Annotated in this window: 18 protein-coding genes and 1 tRNA gene; 11 read left to right on the plus strand and 8 right to left on the minus strand. The window is 69.8% G+C overall.

Translation table 11 applies throughout. The features are described from left to right. Positions 1 to 195: 195 nt before the first annotated feature. Genes bioB through bioD form a run of 4 tightly spaced genes read left to right on the plus strand, consistent with a single transcriptional unit; the run spans position 196 to position 4,550 of the window. The gene (gene bioB / locus FJ887_RS06750; RefSeq protein ID WP_140955095.1) at positions 196 to 1,368 is read left to right on the plus strand and encodes a biotin synthase BioB; all 1,173 of its coding nucleotides are present in this window, start codon (positions 196 to 198) and stop codon (positions 1,366 to 1,368) included. After that, positions 1,361 to 2,683 (plus strand): adenosylmethionine--8-amino-7-oxononanoate transaminase, encoded by a 1,323-nt coding sequence (locus tag FJ887_RS06755; RefSeq protein ID WP_140955094.1) that lies wholly within the window; start codon positions 1,361 to 1,363, stop codon positions 2,681 to 2,683. The genes bioB and FJ887_RS06755 overlap by 8 nt, the downstream gene beginning before the upstream one ends. After that, a complete protein-coding gene (locus FJ887_RS06760; protein ID WP_250786182.1) occupies positions 2,680 to 3,813 on the plus strand; it encodes an aminotransferase class I/II-fold pyridoxal phosphate-dependent enzyme in 1,134 nt (377 codons plus the stop codon). Before FJ887_RS06755 ends, FJ887_RS06760 begins: the two co-directional genes overlap by 4 nt. Positions 3,814 to 3,815: 2 nt before the next feature. Further along, positions 3,816 to 4,550: a dethiobiotin synthase gene (gene bioD / locus FJ887_RS06765; protein ID WP_140955092.1), complete on the plus strand. Its 735-nt coding sequence runs from the start codon at positions 3,816 to 3,818 to the stop codon at positions 4,548 to 4,550. 1 nt (position 4,551) lies between these two features. Here the strand turns inward: bioD and FJ887_RS18495 are convergent, their stop codons facing one another. Genes FJ887_RS18495 through FJ887_RS06780 form a run of 3 tightly spaced genes read right to left on the minus strand, consistent with a single transcriptional unit; the run spans position 4,552 to position 7,816 of the window. After that, positions 4,552 to 6,057: a 3-hydroxyacyl-CoA dehydrogenase NAD-binding domain-containing protein gene (locus FJ887_RS18495; RefSeq protein ID WP_140955091.1), complete on the minus strand. Its 1,506-nt coding sequence runs from the start codon at positions 6,055 to 6,057 to the stop codon at positions 4,552 to 4,554. Further along, a complete protein-coding gene (locus tag FJ887_RS06775; RefSeq protein WP_140955090.1) occupies positions 6,054 to 6,965 on the minus strand; it encodes a beta-keto acid cleavage family enzyme in 912 nt (303 codons plus the stop codon). The genes FJ887_RS18495 and FJ887_RS06775 overlap by 4 nt, the downstream gene beginning before the upstream one ends. Continuing rightward, a complete protein-coding gene (locus FJ887_RS06780; protein WP_140955089.1) occupies positions 6,962 to 7,816 on the minus strand; it encodes a TetR family transcriptional regulator in 855 nt (284 codons plus the stop codon). Before FJ887_RS06780 ends, FJ887_RS06775 begins: the two co-directional genes overlap by 4 nt. Before the next feature lie 309 nt (positions 7,817 to 8,125). On the opposite strand from FJ887_RS06780, the gene FJ887_RS06785 reads away from it, so the two are divergent. Further along, on the plus strand, positions 8,126 to 9,499 hold the full coding sequence (locus FJ887_RS06785) for a pyridoxal phosphate-dependent decarboxylase family protein (RefSeq protein WP_140955088.1): 1,374 nt from the start codon (positions 8,126 to 8,128) through the stop codon (positions 9,497 to 9,499). Positions 9,500 to 9,642: 143 nt separating this feature from the next. On the opposite strand, the gene yczE is transcribed toward FJ887_RS06785, so the two are convergent. Next, positions 9,643 to 10,314 carry a membrane protein YczE gene (yczE, locus tag FJ887_RS06790; RefSeq protein WP_140955087.1) on the minus strand — a complete coding sequence of 224 codons (672 nt, stop codon included), beginning with the start codon at positions 10,312 to 10,314 and terminating at the stop codon, positions 9,643 to 9,645. Between the two features lie 122 nt (positions 10,315 to 10,436). Between yczE and yczR the strand changes: the two genes are divergently transcribed. The 4 genes from yczR (at position 10,437) to FJ887_RS06810 (ending at position 14,940) form a co-directional block, all read left to right on the plus strand. Beyond that, the gene (yczR, locus tag FJ887_RS06795; RefSeq protein WP_250786183.1) at positions 10,437 to 11,888 is read left to right on the plus strand and encodes a MocR-like transcription factor YczR; all 1,452 of its coding nucleotides are present in this window, start codon (positions 10,437 to 10,439) and stop codon (positions 11,886 to 11,888) included. Next, positions 11,885 to 12,841: an arsenic resistance protein gene (locus tag FJ887_RS06800; RefSeq protein WP_140955086.1), complete on the plus strand. Its 957-nt coding sequence runs from the start codon at positions 11,885 to 11,887 to the stop codon at positions 12,839 to 12,841. The genes yczR and FJ887_RS06800 overlap by 4 nt, the downstream gene beginning before the upstream one ends. A 32-nt stretch (positions 12,842 to 12,873) precedes the next feature. Next, positions 12,874 to 14,325 carry a DNA-3-methyladenine glycosylase 2 family protein gene (locus FJ887_RS06805; protein WP_140955085.1) on the plus strand — a complete coding sequence of 484 codons (1,452 nt, stop codon included), beginning with the start codon at positions 12,874 to 12,876 and terminating at the stop codon, positions 14,323 to 14,325. Between the two features lie 90 nt (positions 14,326 to 14,415). Then, positions 14,416 to 14,940, plus strand: a complete 525-nt coding sequence (locus FJ887_RS06810) for a methylated-DNA--[protein]-cysteine S-methyltransferase (RefSeq protein WP_140955084.1) — start codon at positions 14,416 to 14,418, stop codon at positions 14,938 to 14,940. Between the two features lie 81 nt (positions 14,941 to 15,021). Here the strand turns inward: FJ887_RS06810 and FJ887_RS06815 are convergent. Both FJ887_RS06815 and FJ887_RS06820 read right to left on the minus strand, forming a co-directional pair. Further along, positions 15,022 to 15,094, minus strand: a tRNA-Ala gene (locus tag FJ887_RS06815). Positions 15,095 to 15,255: 161 nt separating this feature from the next. Next, complete coding sequence (locus tag FJ887_RS06820; RefSeq protein WP_140955083.1) at positions 15,256 to 15,483, minus strand: hypothetical protein; 228 nt, start codon at positions 15,481 to 15,483, stop codon at positions 15,256 to 15,258. A 678-nt stretch (positions 15,484 to 16,161) separates the two neighbouring features. Between FJ887_RS06820 and FJ887_RS06825 the strand changes: the two genes are divergently transcribed. Both FJ887_RS06825 and FJ887_RS06830 read left to right on the plus strand, forming a co-directional pair. Next, positions 16,162 to 17,103, plus strand: coding sequence for a universal stress protein (locus FJ887_RS06825; RefSeq protein WP_250786184.1), 942 nt, complete (start codon positions 16,162 to 16,164; stop codon positions 17,101 to 17,103). Between the two features lie 2 nt (positions 17,104 to 17,105). Next, entirely contained in the window at positions 17,106 to 17,969 is an 864-nt protein-coding gene (locus FJ887_RS06830; RefSeq protein ID WP_250786185.1) for an alpha/beta fold hydrolase, read from the plus strand. 66 nt (positions 17,970 to 18,035) lie between these two features. Here FJ887_RS06830 and FJ887_RS06835 read toward each other — a convergent pair whose 3' ends face one another. Continuing rightward, on the minus strand, positions 18,036 to 18,263 hold the full coding sequence (locus FJ887_RS06835) for a hypothetical protein (RefSeq protein WP_140955081.1): 228 nt from the start codon (positions 18,261 to 18,263) through the stop codon (positions 18,036 to 18,038). A gap of 92 nt (positions 18,264 to 18,355) precedes the next feature. Next, a complete protein-coding gene (locus FJ887_RS06840; RefSeq protein ID WP_140955080.1) occupies positions 18,356 to 18,769 on the minus strand; it encodes a phage holin family protein in 414 nt (137 codons plus the stop codon). Between the last annotated feature and the right edge of the window lie 143 nt (positions 18,770 to 18,912).

Below are 18,912 nucleotides of genomic sequence, written 5' to 3' on the forward strand. Positions count from 1 at the left end.
TCCTCCAAGGACAGGGATCCGACCCTCCGGATCCCCTCAACTGCTCTCGTCCCAGGATACTCGCGGGCAGCTGAGCAGGCTTCTCGATTCCTGACCGGTGCGCCCATCACCCTCTGCGCCCGGGGAGAGGGGAGGCGACAGGCGGGGCAGCGAGCAGGATTGACATTTCCTGAACAGTGTTCAATGATCGTGGCCATGCCGTCTTTCACCACCATCGCCGATCGCGCCTGCGCCGGTTCGCCGGCCACTCCCGACGAGGCTCTGGCCATCCTGCAGTCCTCCGATGACGACCTCCTCGACGTCGTCGCGGCAGCCGCGCGGGTCCGCCGCCAACACTTCGGCGACGCGGTCAAAGTCAACTATCTCGTCAACCTCAAATCGGGACTGTGCCCGGAGGACTGCGGCTACTGCTCCCAACGACTGGGGTCGGAATCGGAGATCCTCAAGTACTCGTGGCTGCCCGGTGACGAAGCGCGCCGGCAGGCGGAGTTCGGTCTCGCCGGCGGTGCCTCCCGAGTGTGCCTCGTCGCCAGCGGCCGCGGCCCCTCGAACCGGGACGTCGAACGGGTGGCGTCGATGACCGAGGACATCAAAGCCCACAACCCTGATGTCGAGGTCTGCGCGTGCCTCGGCTTCCTCAAAGGCGGCCAGGCCGAGCGCCTCCGGTCGGCCGGAGTCGACGCCTACAACCACAACCTCAACACCGCCGAGTCCAACTATCCCGAGATCTGCTCGACGCACACCTTCGCCGACCGCGTCGACACCGTCGAACAGGCCCGCGACGCGGGTCTCTCCCCATGTTCGGGACTCATCGTCGGCATGGGGGAGTCCCCGGAGCAGATCGTCGAGACGATCGTCGAACTGCGCCGCCTCGACGCCGACTCCATCCCCGTCAACTTCCTCATCCCGTTCGAGGGCACCCCGCTAGCAGGCACCCACGAACTCACTCCCCAGCACTGCCTGCGCATCCTCTGCGCAGTGCGGTTGATGTGCCCGGACAGCGAGCTGCGCATCGCCGGCGGCCGCGAGATGCACCTGCGCACTCTTCAGCCGCTCGCGCTGCACGTCGCGAACTCCCTGTTCCTCGGCGACTACCTCACGAGCGAGGGCCAGGACGCCGAGGCGGACCTCGACATGATCGTCGACGGCGGCTTCTCCATCGTCGGCGCCGACAGCGCAGCCCAACTGCGGGAACAGGTGCGCGCAGCCAAGGCGGCTCGCACCGCGGCCCTTCTCCCCGAGGCCACCCCGGCCGCCGCGAGCCTGCCGTGCGGGAAGCCGGCCCCGGCTTCCACCGCGACCGCTGGGATCGTCGTCCCCACGATCCGCCGTCGCGGGGCGGGAACGGCCGCGGCTCCCAATGCGTGAGACCGCAACCGCCGCTGGTCTCCACGACCGCGAGCGCGGCCTGCTCTGGCACCCCTACGGCGCCCTCGCCGACGGTTCGCACTTCGCGGTCGCCGGTGCCCGCGGCCCCCGCGTCGAACTCGTCGGACGAGACGGGCGCAGCATCACCGCCCTCGACGGGATGAGCTCATGGTGGTCAGTCGTTCACGGGTACCGCAATCCCGCGCTCGACCAGGCACTCGAGTCCCAGCTGCGGTCGTTCTCCCATGTCATGTTCGGCGGGCTCACCCACGAACCGGCGGTCGAACTCGCCGAGCGCCTCGTCGCCGTGACCCCGCCGGGCCTCGACCACGTCTTCCTCGCCGATTCCGGGTCGGTCTCAGTCGAGGTCGCACTCAAGACCGCCATCCAGTACCAGCGCGCCCAAGGTCGCGACCGCGGACGCTTCCTCGCCCTGCGCGGGGCCTATCACGGCGACACCACCGGTGCGATGAGCGTGTGCGACCCGGTCGAGAGCATGCACGCCGACTTCCGGGCCGTGCTCAGCGAGCAGCTCTTCGCCCCGCGGCCCCCGCTGCCGGGCGCCCCCGTTGCCGAGGTCGACGCGTGGTGCGCGGCCGTCGACGAGCTCTGTGACCGCCACGGTGACGAGCTCGCGGGCATCATCGTCGAACCCCTCTTCCAAGGCGCCGGCGGAATGCGGCCGTACGACGTCCGCGCCCTCCGCCATCTCGCCGCCCGGGCCCGCGACCTCGACGCCGTGCTCATCGCCGACGAGATCGCCACCGGCTTCGGCCGCACCGGAACCGCGTTCGCCTGCGAGCAGGCCGGCATCGTTCCCGACATCCTCTGTCTCGGCAAAGCGCTGACCGGTGGGTACATGACCCTGGCTGCGGTGCTCTGTGCCAGCGACCTCGCCGAGGTGATCGCCGGATCACCCCACCGTGCCCTCATGCACGGACCGACATTCATGGCCAACCCCCTGGCCTGCGCTGCGGCGCGGGCGTCGCTCGATCTGCTCTTCGCTCCCACCCCCGAGGGAACGCCTGCGTGGGCGACAGCCGTCACCCGGATCGGGGAGGGCCTCACCACGGGCCTCGCGCCGGCCGCGACCCTGCCCGGGGTCGCCGACGTCCGCGTCGTCGGCGGGATCGGCGTCCTCGAGATGCATCGCCCCGTCGACGTCGACATCGTCACCCGCATCGCGGCCGACCACGGTGTCTGGCTGCGCCCCTTCCGCACGCACATCTACACGATGCCGCCCTATATCGCCACGACCGAGGACGTCGCTGGGATCTGTGCGGCGATGCTCGCCGCCGCAGAGGGATGCTCGTGACCGCGCCGGTGCGTGAGGCGAACAGGATCCTCGACCGCCTCGACGCCGAGGCGCGAGCCCGTGCGGAGGCCGGCCTCGACCGCGCCGACGCCGGAGCCCACGGACTCGATCTCGCCTCGAACGACTACCTCGGACTCGCGAACCACCCGAGGGTGATCGCCGCCGGACGCGAGGCGATCGCCCGCTGGGGGACATCCGCGCGGGCCTCACGACTCGTCACCGGCACCACCCCGGCCCACCATGAGGCCGAAGCGGCACTGTCGGCTCTCACCGGGCGGGACACGGCGCTCGTCTTCTCCTCGGGCTACACCGCGAACCTCGCCGTGCTCACCGCGCTGAGCGGACCCGACTGCCTCATCGTCTCCGACGCCCACAACCACGCCTCGCTCATCGACGCCTGCCGTCTCTCGAAGGCCGAGGTCGTGCGCACCCCGCACGGAGATGCCACGGCCGTCGAGGAGGCCCTGCGGCAGCGCACCCGACCCGAGGCGATCGTCGTCGTCGAGTCCGTCTACTCGGTCCTCGGCGACGCTCCGGACCTGGCGGGTCTGCTCGAGCTCTGCGCTCGCTTCGATGCCCTGCTCGTCATCGACGAAGCCCACGGCATCGGCGTCGTCGGCGGCGGAGCGGGCGCGGCTGCCGCACTGGAGGACCACCGTGACCGTGTCGTCGTCACGGCCACCCTGTCGAAGGCCCTGGGAGCCCAAGGCGGAGCGGTGCTCGGTCCCGCTGCCGTCCGGGAGGCACTGGTCAACACCGCCCGGACCTTCATCTTCGACACCGGACTCGCCCCGGCGGCAGCGGCCGCGGCCACCGCCGCGATCCGGCTCATCGCGGCCGGTGAGGCACCGGTGGCGCAGCTGGCCGCCAATCGGCGAGCTCTGACAACATCCCTCGGCATCGCCGAACCGGCCGGGGCTGTGGCGTCTGTGCCGATGTCCTCGGCCCGGGCGGCCGTCGCCGCGCGTGACGCACTCCGGGAGCGCGGCCTGACCGTGGGGTGCTTTCGTCCGCCCTCGGTTCCCGACGGCGTCTCCCGCCTGCGCATCACCTGTCGCGGCGATCTCACCCCGTCCGCCGTCGACACCGCCGCCGCGGCGATCGGCGCCGTCGTCGCGGAGATGGGCTGACGATGCGCTGCATCGTCGTCACCGGGACCGACACGGGGGTCGGCAAGACCATCGTGACAGCGGCTCTCGCCGTCCGACTGCGGCAGCGCGCTGTCGCGGTGCACATCCGCAAACCGGTGCAGACCGGTCTCATCGCCGCCGACGACCCGCATCGCGGAGACCTCGAATCCCGCTACACCGACGTTGTCACCCGGGGTGATGCGGAGATCGCCGGGACCCTCGCCGGCGTCGCCTGGTCGACCGGGGTGAGCCTGAGACTGCCGATGGCACCGGCGGCCGCGGCCGCCGCGGTCGGAGTGTCGCTGCCGACGCCCCACGACCACGCCGAGGCGATCCTCGCGTGCGGCCGGGACGCCGCCGATCCTGCCGCGGTCATCGTCGAAGGCGCCGGGGGTCTCCTCGTCGACTTCGGCGACGGGCACACGCTGGCCGACATCGCCGCCGCTCTCAGCGAGCTCGCTCCCGCGGTCCGGGTCGAATTCGTCATCGTCGCCCGGCCAGGTCTCGGAACCCTCAACCACACGGCGCTGACCTGTGAGGCCCTACGTGCCCGCGGGCTTCCCATCGGCGGGATCGTCCTCGGCTCGTGGCCTCCCGATCCTGCTCCGGTCGCCGTCGACAACCGTCGCCGCCTCGGCGACAGCGCCCCGGTGCTCGGCGCTGTCCCTGCCGGCGCCGGACAGCTGCGCCCAGCTGCCTTCCGCGCCGCGGCAGGCAGCTGGACGAGCGTCGCCTGACTCAGCCCACGCGGCGACCGGACCACTCGGGCGTGCTGCGGGCCACCTTGGCGATCGTCGCTGCGATCTCCGGGGGGAACTCCGTGGCGGCATCCGCCGTCTGATCGACGTGGAGGGCGAGGATCTCCTCGGTCGCGACGACACGGCCGTCGACGATCATCTCGTACGCGAGGTGGAGCTTCTTCGCCCCGGCGGCGACGAGCTGCGGACGGACGATGAGCGTCGAGCCGAGCGAGACCTCGTCGAGGTACCGGACATGGGACTCCACGGTGTAGAGGGAGCACCCGGTGGCCTTCCGGTACTCAGCATCGAGGCCGAGTTCGTCCATGATCGCATCGGTGGCGAACCCGAAGACGAGGACGTAGAACGCCTCGGAGAGGTGCCCGTTGTAGTCGATCCACTCCTCGCGGACCGCGGTGCGGTACTCGCTGAGCTGACGACCGGTGCCGGCCGCAGCCGGGTCGACAACGCCTGGGCCGGCCGCATCGCCTGTCACAGCGGTGGTCGACTGAGCCGCAGCCTGAGTCGCGGCAGCGGTGGCACCCCCGCCCGAGTCGAGGTCGGCGGTGAGCCTGCGCAGGGCGACGATGCCGGCATCGCGAGCGGAGACGAGGTCGGCGATCGAGCGCCCCGCGCTCTCGTCCTCACAGCCGGCGACGACGGCATCGCGCAGCGCAGGCGTCAGCTCGGGCGCGTCGAGTCGCGTCCACGGCGACTTCAGCGAGGGACCGAAGTGATCGAGCATGTGGGCCATGCCGCCCTCACCCCCGGCGAGGTGGAAGGTGAGCATCGGCCCCTGGAAAGGCCAGCGCAGGCCCGGACCGTCCGTGATCGACCGGTCGATCTGCTCGACGGTGGCCTCGCCTGCCTCGACCATGTGCAGGGCTTCGCGCCACTGCGCCTCCTGGAGGCGGTTGGCGATGAATCCGGGGACTTCGCGGTCCATGCGGATGACGGACTTCCCGATGTGGGCGTAGAAGTCCGCGGCCCAGTCCACGGCGGCCGGGTCGGTGGCCTCACCGCCGACGACCTCGACCAAGGGGATGAGGTAGGGCGGGTTGAACGGGTGCCCGACGACGAAGCGTTCGGGGCGGGTCACCTCGGTGGCCATCTCCGTCATCGAATACCCCGAGGTCGATGATCCGATGATCACCGAGGCGGGGGTGAGCACGTCGATGTCGGCGAAGAGGCGGCGCTTGAGGTCGAGGTTCTCCGGAGCGGACTCCTGGACGAATTCGGTGCCGGCCAGCGCCTCGGCGAGGTCGGTGTGGATCGTCCAGGCGGTGCGGTCGGCTCCGGGAACCATGTCGAGTTCGGCGAGGGCGGGCCAGGCGGCGTCGATGAGGCGGGTGAGGCGCTCACCGGCAGCGGGATCGGGGTCCCAGACCTTGACCGTGTACCCGCGGGCGAGGAAGTAGGCGGCCCAGCCGCCGCCGATCGTGCCTGCGCCGATGCACGTGATCGTCCGCACGGACTCGGGGGCGGGGAAGGAGGAGGGTGCGGTCACAGGTCGGCTCCCATCGCGGTCGCGGTCTGCACGCGCAGATCGAGGATCTCGCGGGCTTCGTCGGGGGTGGCCACCTCGGCGCCGAGGTCCTCGATGATCGACACGGCGCGGTCGGTCAGGGCGGCGTTCGTCGCCTTGACCCCCTTGGAGATGTAGAGGTTGTCCTCGAGGCCGACTCGGGCGTGGCCGCCGGCAAGCACCGACTGCGCGACCCACGGCAGCTGGTTGCGGCCGATCGCGAACGAGGTGAACTCCGCGCCCTTGGGCAGGAGGTGGACCATGGCCTGGAGGAGGCCGGCGTCGACGGGGGCACCGTAGGGGATGCCCATGCACAGCTGGTAGAGCGGCGGCGGGTCGATGAGCCCCTCCTCGACGAGGACGTTGGCGAACCACAGGTTGCCGGTGTCGAAGATCTCGAGTTCGGGACGCACACCGAGGGTCTGGATCTTCTTCGACCCCTCACGGAGCATGTCCGGGGTCGAGACGTAGATGTTCGACCCTTCGCCGAAGTTGAGGGATCCGCAGTCGAGCGTGCAGATCTCCGGCAGGAGCTCCTCGACGTGGGGGAGGCGGTCGAGGGCGTTGACGAGGTCGGTGCCCGGCATCTGCGTCGTCGGATCCTGGGGGTCGATGACGAGGTCGCCGCCCATGCCCGCGGTGAGGTTGATGACGGGGTCGACGTCGGAGGCGCGGATGAGGCGGACGACCTCACGGTAGTAGGCGACCTCGCGGGAGCCGAGCGTCGTCTCGAGATCGCGGACGTGGATGTGGACGACCGAGGCCCCGGCGCGGGCGGCGGCGATCGCATCGGCGGCGATCTCCTCCGGGGTGACGGGAACGTGCTCGCTCTTGCCCGCGGTGTCGCCGGCACCTGTGACGGCACAGGTGAGAATGACTTTGCGATTCATGATGACTCCTCATCAGGTTCGGGGGTGATAATCGCTCGCCGCAGGTAGCGGTCGAGGCGGTGGCGGAACGTCGGCACGTCCATGAGTCCGGTGACGACTTTGATGCCGAGGCCGTCGACGACGGAGGTGAGTTCGTCGGTCATCTCCGTCGCATCGCCGGGCCGGAAGACACCGCTGGCCTGACCGTCTTCGAGCGTGGCGCGCACCGTCCGCGACCACCGGTCGTACCCGGCCGGATACGCGGACTCCGCCGGGTCCTCGACGGCGAGGCGACTCCACGTCTGAATCCAGATCGACCATTCCCGACGGGCGTCGGGTCCGATGGGCGACTGGAGTTCGAGGAGACGCTCGAGGCGCCGGCGCGGCGAGACGATCTCGTCGAGCCACGCGACCTGACGGTCGAAGGCGAGCTTGACCGAGAACTCGAGGGTGGCGTCGAAGAGCTCCGACTTCCCGGCGAAGTGGTAGTGCACGGCCGCACTGGAGACGCCGGCCGCCTCGGCGATGTCGGCGATGCGGACCGCATCGTAGCCGTGGCGGGCGAAGAGGTCCCAGGCGGTCTCGACGATGAGGCGCCGCGGCGAGGCCTGATCGGCCTCATCGAGCGCCGAGGCGGTGCGCAGGCCGGCAGGGACCGCGGAGACCGTCGACTCGTCGCCGAGCAGCCAGCGCACGGTCACGCCGGTCGCCGTCGCGAGGCCGAGGAGCTCCTCGGCGGTGAACTTGCGCCGACCCGAGAGCGACTTCGACAGTTTGGTCTCGTCGATGCCGATCGCCTGGGCGAGGCGGCGCTGGGACAGGCCGCTGCCGGCGACGGTCTCCCGGGCGCGGGCGGCGATGCTGGTGGCCATGCCTCGAGCCTACGGCAGCGTCTGCGGGAATCGCAAGCAAATATGATGTTCAATCAGTATTTGCGATTTCGGTGGGGCGGGCACCGCTGGAGAGCATCGTGAGGTCAGCGGTCGTCGCGAGCGCTGACGGCCGCGCCGGGAGCGGCCGCCGCTGACCGCCGAGCGGCTGCCGCTGGTCGCCGAGCGGCTGCCGCCGGTCGTCGAGCGGCGCCCGCCGGCCGCTTCGCGGTGCGGCACGAGGTCGGGAATCGGCCTGCGAACCGATATCCTCGGACGAATGAACACCCGCTCTTTCTCTCGGAGGCCCCGATGACCGACACTCCCCACGACCGCATGCACGTCGTCTCCGATGAGACCCGCAATCTCGTCAACCTCGTGCTCGACTACTCACGGCGGCGCACCCTCGCCGTCGACACCCCGCTCGACCACCCGATGAAGGACTCCGAGCTCACGCGGCTGGCCGGACCGACGATCAGCGAGGAGGGCCTCGGATCGGCCCGCGCACTCGCGATCTTCGAGCACATCTTCGCTCCCGCGTGCATCACGACCGACCACCCGAAGTACCTCTCCTTCATCCCCAGCGCCCCGACGAAGGCCGCCGTCGCCTTCGACCTCGTCGTCTCCGCGAGCGCCCTCTACGGAGGGTCGTGGCTCGAAGGCGCCGGAGTCGTCCACGCTGAGAACGAGGTGCTGTCGTGGCTCGCCTCCGAGTTCGGCCTCCCGAAGACCGCCGGTGGGGTCTTCGTCCAGGGCGGGACGATCGGCAACCTCTCCGCACTTGTCGCGGCCCGGGAAGCGCAGAAGGCGAAACTCGGGGACACCCGACCGGGCCGGTGGGTCATCGTCTGCAGCGCCGAGGCGCATTCCTCGGTGAAGTCCGCCGCTGACGTCATGGACGTCGACATCGCCCCCGTGCCCACCGATGAGTCCGGAATCCTCCGCCCCGAGGGCGTCCGCGAGGCGCTCGAGGAGCACGGCGACGCCGTCATCGCCGTCGTCGCCACCTCGGGGACGACGAACTTCGGGACGATCGACGACATCGCCGGGATCGCCGCCCTCAAGGACGACTTCGACTTCTGGCTCCACATCGACGGCGCGTACGGGCTCGCCGCGATGCTCTCCCCGCTCGCCAAGCACAAGTTCGCCGGCGTCGACCGCGCCGACTCCGTCATCGTCGATCCGCACAAGTGGCTCTTCGCCCCCTTCGACGCGTGTGCGCTCATCTACCGTGATCCCCGCAACGGCCGGCGCGCCCACACGCAGAAGGCGGAGTACCTCGACACCCTCACCGAGTCCGATGAGTGGAGTCCCTCGGACTACGCCATCCAGCTCACACGCCGCCCGCGCGGCCTGCCGCTGTGGTTCTCGCTCGCGACCTACGGCGCGCAGACCTATCGCGACGCCATCAGCCATTCGATCGATCTCGCCCGGCAGATCAGCACGGAGATCAAGAGGCGGCCGAACCTCCGCCTCGTGCGCGACCCCGAGCTCTCCGTCGTCGTCTTCGAACGCGTCGGCTGGGAGCGCGAGGACTACGACGCCTGGTCGGACAAGCTCCTCGAGGAGCAGCGGGCCTTCGTCGTCCCGAGCTCCCACGAGGGTCGCCCGAACGCGCGGTTCGCGATCGTCAATCCGCTCACGACCTTCGACGACCTCGTCGACATCCTCGACACCATGGAGTGAGCCTGCAAGCCTGCTGCCGCCGACGGCGCCGCTCTCCCGATGCGGGGAGGGCGGCGCCGTCGGCGTTGTCCGGGTGAATTGCCCTCAGGCCGGCTGTCGTCAGGTCAGGTGCCCACGGTGCTGCCGGGCGCGGTGCGGTCCGGTCAGTCTCGGGCGGCCCTGCGGGGCCGCAGCTCGACGGTGAAGACGGGCAGAAGCGCCTGCGTGATCGGTCCGATGCTCAGCGCGTAGAGCGCGGTGCCGATCCCGATGACCCCGCCGAGCGCCCACCCGACGGCGACGACGGTGACCTCGATGAGCGTGCGCACGAGCCGGATCGAACGACCGGTGACCCGGGAGAGCCCGGTCATCAGGCCGTCGCGCGGTCCCGGACCGAACTGCGAGCCGATGTACATCGCCGAGGCGACCCCGTTGAGGACGACGCCGGAGACGAGGAGGGCGATCCGCCACCCCAGATCCTCAGGTCGCGGCAGGAAGAGCAGGGTGACATCGAGGGACGGGCCGATGAGCAGCGCATTGAGCACCGTGCCCAGGCCCGGCATCTGCCTGAGCGGGATCCACGCGAGGAGGACGAGCACCGAGGTGATCGTGATGATCGTGCCGAACGTCAGCGGGACATGCCTGAGGATGCCCGAGTGGAGCACGTCCCACGGAATCATGCCGAGTCCGGCGACGACGACCATCGCCATCGACGCGCCGTAGAGGTAGAGGCCGACGAGGAGCTGGACGAGACGGCGGGGGAGCCGTCCCCCGGACAGCTGCTGAAGCGGTCCGACGTTGGCGAGTTCGCGTCGCGGTGGAGGAGTCGAGGCCATGGAGTGGACTTTCGGGTCGGTCGATGCGGTCTGTGTCAGAGGACCGCACGGGAGTGCGGCGTCTGACCATGATGACGTGAATTGGCATTGCGGAAAATAGCCAATTGGGACAAAGTGGTTCCATGACGACTGCGATGGGAGCCCGCCGGCTGGCACGGATCATCGGCACTGGCCCGTTCGCGCCGCCGGCCTATGAGTCGCTGGCCGGGGCGATCGCCCACGCGATCTCCGATGGCCGTATCCCGGTCGGCGTCCGCTTGCCGAGCGAACGCGAACTCGCGACCGCCCTCGACCTCTCCCGGACGACGTCGTCGCGGGCGTACGCCCGGCTGCGGGAACTCGGGTTCGTCCGCACGCGCCGGGGGTCGGGCAGCCTCGTCGAACTTCCCGAGGTGCCCGGCGGTCGCATCGACCACCTGCTCTCCCCGACGGAGCCGACCGCGGGTTCGATCGATCTCACGTGCACGGCCACGGTCGCACCGCTCGGACTCGTCGACGCCTATGAGCGGGCGGTCTCGCAGGTCCACGCGTATCTGCCGGGCACCGGCTACTATCCCTCGGGCATTCCGGCGCTGCGCGAACTCGTCGCCGCCCGTTACACGCAGCGTGGTCTGCCGACCCGCCCGGACGACATCCTCATCACCTCCGGGGCCCTGGGCGGCGCGGCGATCGGCATCCGCGCCCTGCTCGGCGGGTCCGGCGGCGTTCTCGTCGAGAGCCCGAGCTACCCGAACGCGATCGCGACGATCGAAGGCGCAGGCGCCCGCATCGTCGCCTACCCGCTCGAGGTCGACGACGACGGTCGCCACCGCTGGGACGTCAGGGCGATGGGGCAGACGATGCGCGAGAACCGCGTGCGCGCCGCCTACCTCATCCCCGACTTCCACAATCCCACGGGGGCGCTCCTGCCCGATGCCGATCGTGCAGCCCTGGCCGCGGAGCTCGCGAGGTCTGCAGTCGTTCCCGTCGTCGACGAGTCGCTCGTCGAGCTCGGTCTCGACGGCACGCCGGGACAGACGCCCCTGTCGGTGTTCGCCCCCGATTCGATCGCCGTGGGGAGCACGAGCAAGATCTTCTGGGGCGGGCTGCGGGTCGGCTGGATGCGTGTTCCGGCCGCCCGGATGGAGGAAGCCGCCGCCGTCCGCCTCACCCTCGACCTCGGGGCGCCCGTCCTCGAGCAGCTCGTCGCCGTCGAACTGCTGCGCAACCACGATGAGCTCGTCACGCAGATGCGGGCTCGGCTCGCCGCGGCTCGTGACCGACTCGTCGCCGACGTGCGCACCCACCTGCCGAGCTGGCAGGTCGCCGTGCCCGACGGCGGCATGGCGCTGTGGGCGCGACTGCCCGAGGAGCGCTCCGGGGCGCTCGTCTCCGCGGCCCGGGCGCACGGCGTCACCCTGGCATCGGGTCCGAACTTCGCCCCGATCGGAGGGCTCGATCGGTGGATCCGCCTGCCCTACACCGTCGCCGAGGCGGAGCTGGCCGAGGTCGCCCCGCGCCTGGCCGCGGCGTGGGAGGATGCTCTGCAGATGCCCGGGCCCATCCCCGACGAACGCGCACGGATCGTCGCGTGACTGCCTGGCAGACGCTCGGCTGCCTCGGTGCAGTGGCCGTCGGCATCATCGCCGGCACCCTCATCCCCGGTGCCGGGGATCTCGCCGGACTGCTCGTCACCCCGGTGCTCGTCCTGCTGCTCTTCACGACGTTCGCCTCCATCCCGCTTGCCGGGGCGGCACGCGCGTTCGGGAGGCCGCGCTTCGCCCTCACGGTCCTCGGCCTCAACTTCCTCGTCGTCCCCGTCGTCGTCGCGGGCATCCACCTCGCTGTGCCCCTGCCGGGCCCTGTCGTCGTCCCGGTGCTCATCGTCCTGCTCACCCCGTGCATCGACTACGTCATCGTCTTCACCGGGCTGGCCGGCGGGTCCGCGGACAGGCTGCTCGCGCTCACCCCCGTCCTCATGATCGCCCAGATCCTCCTGCTCCCGGTGTGGCTGCGGATCATCCTCGGCGAGGACGCGACCGCGGCGATCACCCCCGGCCCCTTCCTCTGGGCGCTCGTCGTCTTCATCATCGTCCCGCTCCTGGGCGCGGCCCTTCTCCAGGTCGCGGCAGTCCGGTCGGCTGGGGCCGTGCGCGTGCTCACTGGAGCGACCGCGGCGATGATACCGCTCATGCTCCTCACCCTTGCGCTCGTCGCCGCCGCTGAGGTGGCTGTCGTCGTTCCCCATCTCTCGGACCTCGGTCCCGCGGCGCTGGCGTTCATCGTCTTCGCCGTGGCCATGACGGGCATCGGATGGCTCCTCGGTCGCGCGAGTCTGCCCGAAGCGGGGGAGCGGCGGGCCCTGATCTTCACCGGCGTGACGCGGAACGCGCTCGTCATGCTGCCTCTCGTCCGCGCTGTCGATCGTGACGGTCTGGGCACCGCGGCCGTCGTCACCCAGACCCTCATCGAACTCGTCACGATGGTCGCTCTCGTGTGGCTCGTGCCGCGGATCGTTCCCCGTACTGCGATGTCCGAAAACCGCTAGCACGGTGCCGCGCCGGGGAGCAGAATGGTCCTATGCTCTCCACGGATCAGTGCTACCAGGCAGTCGCCGGCCGCGACCGGCGCTTCGACGGCATGTTCTTCACGGCGGTGTCGACGACGCGAATCTTCTGCCGGCCTTCGTGCCCGGCACGCACGCCGATGCGGGAGAACGTCACGTTCTATCCCACCGCTGCCGCTGCCGTCGAGGCCGGCTATCGGGCATGCAAGCGGTGCCGACCCGATGTCAGTCCCGGCTCCCCGGACTGGGATGTCCGCGCCGATGTCAGTGCCCGCGCGGTGCGGCTCATCCGCGACGGCCTCGTCGACCGGTCCGGCGTCTCCGGGCTGGCCGCGGCACTCGGCTACAGCAGCCGCCAGCTCGGCCGGGTCCTCCACGCCGAACTCGGGGCCGGGCCCTTGGCGCTGGCTCGCAGCGAACGGGTCCGCACCGCGCGCACCCTCGTCGAGTCGACGACGCTGACGATGAGTGAGATCGCCTTCGCCTCGGGATTCTCGAGCATCCGGCAGTTCAACGACACGTTTAGGGACACGTACGGTCTGGCCCCCGGGCGGCTGCGCACCGGTGCGCGTCTGCCGCGCGGCGACGACCTCGTCGTCCGGCTCGCGTACCGGCCCCCGTTCGACTTCGACCACCTCGTCGCCTATCTCGCCGCCCGCAGCGTGCCCGGCATCGAGGACGCCGGCGACGGGCGCTACACCCGGTCGCTGCGACTCGCCCACGGGCCCGCCGTGATCTCGCTCGCCGCCGGGATCGGGGACTTCGTCAGCTGCCGCCTCCACCTCGCCGACACCCGCGACCTCGGTGCGGCAGTCGCGCGGGCACGCCGGATCCTCGATCTCGACGCGGATCCCGCCGCCGTCCACGGAACCCTCGCCGAGGCGGGGCTGCGTGACCTTGCCGCCCTCGTGCCGGGCATCCGCTCACCGGGCCACGGCGACCCCGTCGAACTCTCCGTCCGCACCGTGCTCGGACAGCAGATCTCGATCCGCGCCGCGCAGACCCACCTCACGCGGCTCGTCGAGTCCACCGGTGAGATGCTTCCCGTCGAGATGCGCACGGGTGCCGTCGATCGGGTGTTTCCGACCGCCGAGGCGATCGCGGAGCTGCCCGATGACGCGTGGGCGCTGCCGGCCAAGCGCATCGCCACGCTGCGCACCCTCGCCGAGGCGCTCGCACGTCATGACATCGACCTCGGTCCCGGCTGCGACCGGGAGGAAGCTGCCGAGAGACTGCTCGCATTGCCCGGTGTCGGGCCGTGGAGCGTCGGCTACATCCGAATGCGCGCCCTCGGCGATCCCGACGTCCTCCTCGGCTCCGACCTCGGGGTGCGGAAGGCGCTCGAGGATCTCACCGCCGCCGGACCGCGGGGGCTGCCCGACCTCGACCGGGCCCGCCCGTGGCGGTCGTATCTCACCCATCTGCTCTGGGCGCTCCACGCCCGATCAGTCGCGTCGGGTCCCTGACCGCAGAGCACTTCTCACCGCCGACGACTCCGCTGCCGTCACAGCAGACCACCGTCGACCACACCGTCCATCGCACTGAGAGGAACGACCATGACGTTCACGACTCCGAGGACCGACGTCCTCATCTACTCGATCATCGACTCGCCCCTCGGGCAGATCCTGCTCACCTCGGACGGGGCCAGCCTCACCGGGGCCTACCTCGACGGATTCGCCGAGGTCCTCGACCGCCTCGCGGTGCGCACCGGCGCCGACCCGGTCGAGGATCCCGACCTCGACGTCCTCGTCGCGGCGCGAGCGCAGCTGGGGGAGTACTTCGCCGGCGACCGGACAGAGTTCGCCCTGCCGCTCGCCCCCATCGGCACCGTCTTCCAGCTGCAGGTGTGGGAGGCCCTGACGACGATTCCCTTCGGCGAGACCGCCGGCTACGGCGAGCTCGCGGGATGGATCGAGCGCCCGACCGCGGCGCGTGCCGTCGGGGCGGCCAACGGGAAGAACCCGATCAGCATCATCGTCCCGTGCCACCGGGTCATCGGCGCAGGAGGTGCGCTCACCGGGTATGCGTGGGGCGAGGAGAGGAAGCAGACCCTGCTTGACCTCGAGCGGTCAGCCGGCTGACAGGCGCCCGTCGCGGAAACGACGGTCTCGGTGGAACGACGAAGGCCCCGGACTTATTCGTCCGGGGCCTTCGCCCTGCGGTGGAGGTAAGGGGATTCGAACCCCTGACCTTCTCCATGCCATGGAGACGCGCTACCAACTGCGCCATACCCCCGCTTGCCTGATCAATATTACTCAGGCGCGGGCTGTGCGCCAAATCGGCGGTGCGTGACGCTCGGCACATCCTGCGGAAAGGCGCTGGTGACCCCGCGGCCAGTGTCCGGCTGCAGAGCCCGCAGGCCCGCGACCGGTGTCCGGCCGCGGGCCTGCAGCCGCTCAGACGAACGGGCGGACGTGCCAGAGGTAGCGCGCGACGTCGCGTTCGCGGCGCCGTGCCAGTTCCTCCCGGGCGGCCAGGCTGCTGACCTCGGCGATGCGACGGTCGACGTCGCGCTGCGTGACCGCGGTTGACGCGGTATGCGGACGCCGAGCCCAGCGCACCAGGCGCAGACCCGCGGACAGTGCGACCCGCCTGGGAAAAGTGAATGCAAATGTTGTCGACACGATTAGTCCTCACGTGTTTTCGGGCAGGGGAAATCCCCGGAAGAATGTCAGGTGAAAACTCACTGTTTCGAGCGTGCGGCAATGCACGAGAAGCAATGAGGTGAAATGCTCGCTGAGCGGAATTCCGAGACACCGGCACCGTGCCGCGTGACGATCACAGCTTGGACGTGAGGATCACAGTCCGGGAGTGAGGTCCACGAGGGCAATCGATGCGCGAGGCGCAGAGGAATCGCCGGCGCTCAGGGTGCCGGCGGAAGAAGACGAGTCAGGCTGGAAGGATCAGCCGTCGAGTCCCAGTCCGCCGACCGAGCAGGCAGCGAGCGTCGTCGGACGGATGTCGGAGTCCGGAAAGACGGGGTGGAAGATGTCGTTGGCATACATCTCAGCTGCACTCCTTTCATGGTCGTGGATCGTCGATGAGCGGCGTCAGTGCTCATGGGGAACAATGCAATTCTTTTATGGGTGCGAATCCGTAATTGCACTCACGAAGTTATCACAGAATCACTGCATCGTGGGACTTCTGGTCAGAATTGCTGAACTTTATTTCTCCTCCGGTCGATTTCCCAGTCGTCGGCATTGTGCGCAGACCCACATGTCACCATGTGCGGAATGCTCAGCGCGGACCGTCTCCGCCCACGTAGAATCGCTGAGAGAACCGCTACCAGCCAGGAGTCCTCCATGTCAGAATCCGCTGCCTCCCTGCCGCGCCTCGTCGTCGGCTACATCGCCACCGACCGCGGACGCGACGCCATCTCCCTGGCGATCTCGATCGCCCGCTCCGTCGCCGTCGAACTCGTCGTCACGATCATCCGGCCGGAGACCTCGACGTTCCACGCCGCCGGGTCGATCCCCAAGGACGGCACGGGAATCGTCGCTCAACAGCTCGACGACTGGCTCGAGGAGGCCCTCGCGCTCATCCCCGACGACATCGCCGCCCGCGGTGTCATCCACACCGCGACGAACGAGTCGAAGGGACTCATGGAGGTCGCCTCCGACGAGGACGCCGTCGCCATCGTCATCGGCGCGCGCGCCACGACGCTCATGCGCCAGTTCCGCATCGGCACAGTCGCCACCTCGCTGCTCCACTCCTCCGAGGTCCCCGTCGTCCTCGCCCCGGCCGGACGCTCGGACATCGGCCCGGTCTCGCGCATCACTGCGCTCTTCGGTGCCCGCCCCGGTGCCGCCGCCCTCGTCGGGTCGGCGATCGAGGCCGCCACCGCCTTCGACGTTCCCCTCCGTCTGCTCGCGCTCATCGAGAACGACGGCATGGCCGAGGACGAGGTCGCCGAGGTCACGGAGTTCGCCGAGGAGTTCGGCGGAGCAATGCTCGCCGGCAGGGCCTCCGACCTCTTCGCCTCCGGCCGGGCCACCGTCGTCTCGGAGGCCGGTGCCGACATCGAGGAGGCCGCCGAAAGCGTCGAATGGATCTCCGGTGAGCTCGCCTTCATCGGCTCGAGCCGGCTCGGTCACGGGCGTGTGTTCATCGGCGCCCGGGCGCGCCGCCTGCTGCGCGTACTCCCGGTGCCCGTCGTCGTCATTCCGCGTCGCACGCTGTCCGGCTCCGCACCGGCGGAGGCCTCCGACACCGTCGAGTCGGCCACCGCGGCCGACGACCGCTGAGCGTGGGGGAGCCGGAGCGCCGCGACCTCAGCGTCGCCGGGCATCCCACTCCGGTGTGGGTGCACCCCGGGCGCAGGCCCGGGCGACCGGTGCTCATGATCCACGGCTTCCGGGGTGACCACCACGGTCTCGACCGGATCGCCCACGGGCTGCGCGATCGCACCGTCATCGTGCCCGACCTGCCGGGTTTCGGTGAGGCGGCGCCCCTGACCGGCGGGCTGAGTCTGGCCGCCTACCTCGATCATCTCCGCCAGCTCATCGCCGAGGTGACCGCTGAGTGGGAGGCCGTGCCGATCCTCGTCGGCCACTCCTTCGGGTCGATCCTCGTTTCGCACCTCGCCGCAGCCGATCCTGCCGCGATGCCCGAGCTCGTCCTCATCAACCCCATCACCACCCCCGCCCTCGAAGGCTCAGCGCGCGTCCTCACGGCACTGACCCGGGTCTACTACGAGCTCGGCGCCCGCCTGCCGGAGGGACCCGGCCGGGCTCTGCTCTCCAGTCCCGTCATCGTCCGGCTGATGAGCGAAGTGATGGCGACGACGAAGGATCCCGGGCTGCGCCGCTACATCCATGACCAGCACGCCCGCTACTTCTCGACCTTCAGCGACCGGCGCTCGCTCGCGCAGGCCTTCGACGTGTCCGTCGCCCACACCGTCACCGAGGTGGCGGACAACCTGACGATGCCCCTCCTCGTCATCGCGGGGGACGCGGATGCGATCGCCCCGATCGACGTCACCCGCTCCGTCGTCGGCGGGCTCGACGACGTCAGGTTCGTCGAACTCACCGGGGTGGGTCACCTCGTCCACTACGAGCGGCCCGAGGAGGCCGCCTCGGCGATCGAGGATTTCTCCCGCACACGCGACTGACCGCGCCGCAGATGGTCTGCGACGCGGTCAGCGAAGTCTCAGGTCAGCGGTGACCCGACGTGAGGATCAGGAGCGGCGATCGACGATCGCGTGGTAGATCATCGGCAGCATGAAGGCGACCGCGGCGACGATGAGGCCGGCCCAGAACACCCAGAACTCGGTGCCGGCGGGGGAGGAGAACGCCGCGCCGAAGAGGTAGATCGAGAAGATGAAGAGCGCGAAGCAGACGACGAAGACGACGACGTCAGCGAAGTTCGCGGAGTTCTGCGTTCTCTGCGCGACGGGGTTGGACATGTTCTCCTCCGAGACTTGCGGCGATACGGCGATGATCAGCCATCAGTCTACATGCCGTAGAGAACGACACGGGCATTCGGAAGCCGGCCGTGTCAGTCCCGGTCGTAGGAGCGCTCCGGGGCGAGCCAGCCGAGCAGCGCGGAGACGACGGAGACGATGATCGCGGCGAGGATCGCCTGGAAGAAGAACGAGTCGATCGTGAAGACGAACGGCGTGAACCCGCTCAGCCAGCTCGTCAGCGCGAGCATCGCCGCGTTGATGACGATCGAGAACAGCCCGAGGGTCAGACACGTGATCGGTGCCGACAGCACGCTGATGATCGGTTTGATGAAGGCGTTGGCCAACCCGAAGATCAGACCGATGACGAGGTAGGAGACGACCATCGCGAAGACCGGACCGACCTGTTCCTCGATGAGCTCATTGCCGGCGATGCTCACGCCGGGCAGCAGCCACACGGCCACCCAGATGGCGAAGGCGTTGATGCCGACTCGGAAGAGGAAGTTCATGGTCATATCCTTTCACTCTCGTCTGCGGGTCCACTGAGTCAGGGATGGGAAAGCCGTGTCCGCGCCGCTCTGCGGCCGACCGTTCCGCGGGCTCTGCCGGCGTGAGCGGCCACACCTCACGGCCGGATCGTGACCGATGACAC

It is taken from the genome of Brevibacterium sp. XM4083 (assembly GCF_006489205.2).
In the GTDB taxonomy this organism is placed as follows: Bacteria; Actinomycetota; Actinomycetes; order Actinomycetales; family Brevibacteriaceae; genus Brevibacterium.

Excerpts from the sequence above, each read along its gene's own strand:
- FJ887_RS06840 (WP_140955080.1), bottom strand. The coding sequence starts at position 18,769 with ATGAACTTCCTCTTCCGAGTCGGCATCAACGCCTTCGCCATCTGGGTG.
- yczE (WP_140955087.1), bottom strand. The coding sequence starts at position 10,314 with ATGGCCTCGACTCCTCCACCGCGACGCGAACTCGCCAACGTCGGACCG.
- FJ887_RS06775 (WP_140955090.1), bottom strand. The coding sequence starts at position 6,965 with ATGAATCGCAAAGTCATTCTCACCTGTGCCGTCACAGGTGCCGGCGAC.
- FJ887_RS06785 (WP_140955088.1), top strand. The coding sequence starts at position 8,126 with ATGACCGACACTCCCCACGACCGCATGCACGTCGTCTCCGATGAGACC.
- FJ887_RS06780 (WP_140955089.1), bottom strand. The coding sequence starts at position 7,816 with ATGGCCACCAGCATCGCCGCCCGCGCCCGGGAGACCGTCGCCGGCAGC.
- yczR (WP_250786183.1), top strand. The coding sequence starts at position 10,437 with ATGACGACTGCGATGGGAGCCCGCCGGCTGGCACGGATCATCGGCACT.
- FJ887_RS06825 (WP_250786184.1), top strand. The coding sequence starts at position 16,162 with ATGTCAGAATCCGCTGCCTCCCTGCCGCGCCTCGTCGTCGGCTACATC.
- bioB (WP_140955095.1), top strand. The coding sequence starts at position 196 with ATGCCGTCTTTCACCACCATCGCCGATCGCGCCTGCGCCGGTTCGCCG.
- bioD (WP_140955092.1), top strand. The coding sequence starts at position 3,816 with ATGCGCTGCATCGTCGTCACCGGGACCGACACGGGGGTCGGCAAGACC.
- FJ887_RS06755 (WP_140955094.1), top strand. The coding sequence starts at position 1,361 with ATGCGTGAGACCGCAACCGCCGCTGGTCTCCACGACCGCGAGCGCGGC.
- FJ887_RS06810 (WP_140955084.1), top strand. The coding sequence starts at position 14,416 with ATGACGTTCACGACTCCGAGGACCGACGTCCTCATCTACTCGATCATC.
- FJ887_RS06835 (WP_140955081.1), bottom strand. The coding sequence starts at position 18,263 with ATGTCCAACCCCGTCGCGCAGAGAACGCAGAACTCCGCGAACTTCGCT.
- FJ887_RS06805 (WP_140955085.1), top strand. The coding sequence starts at position 12,874 with ATGCTCTCCACGGATCAGTGCTACCAGGCAGTCGCCGGCCGCGACCGG.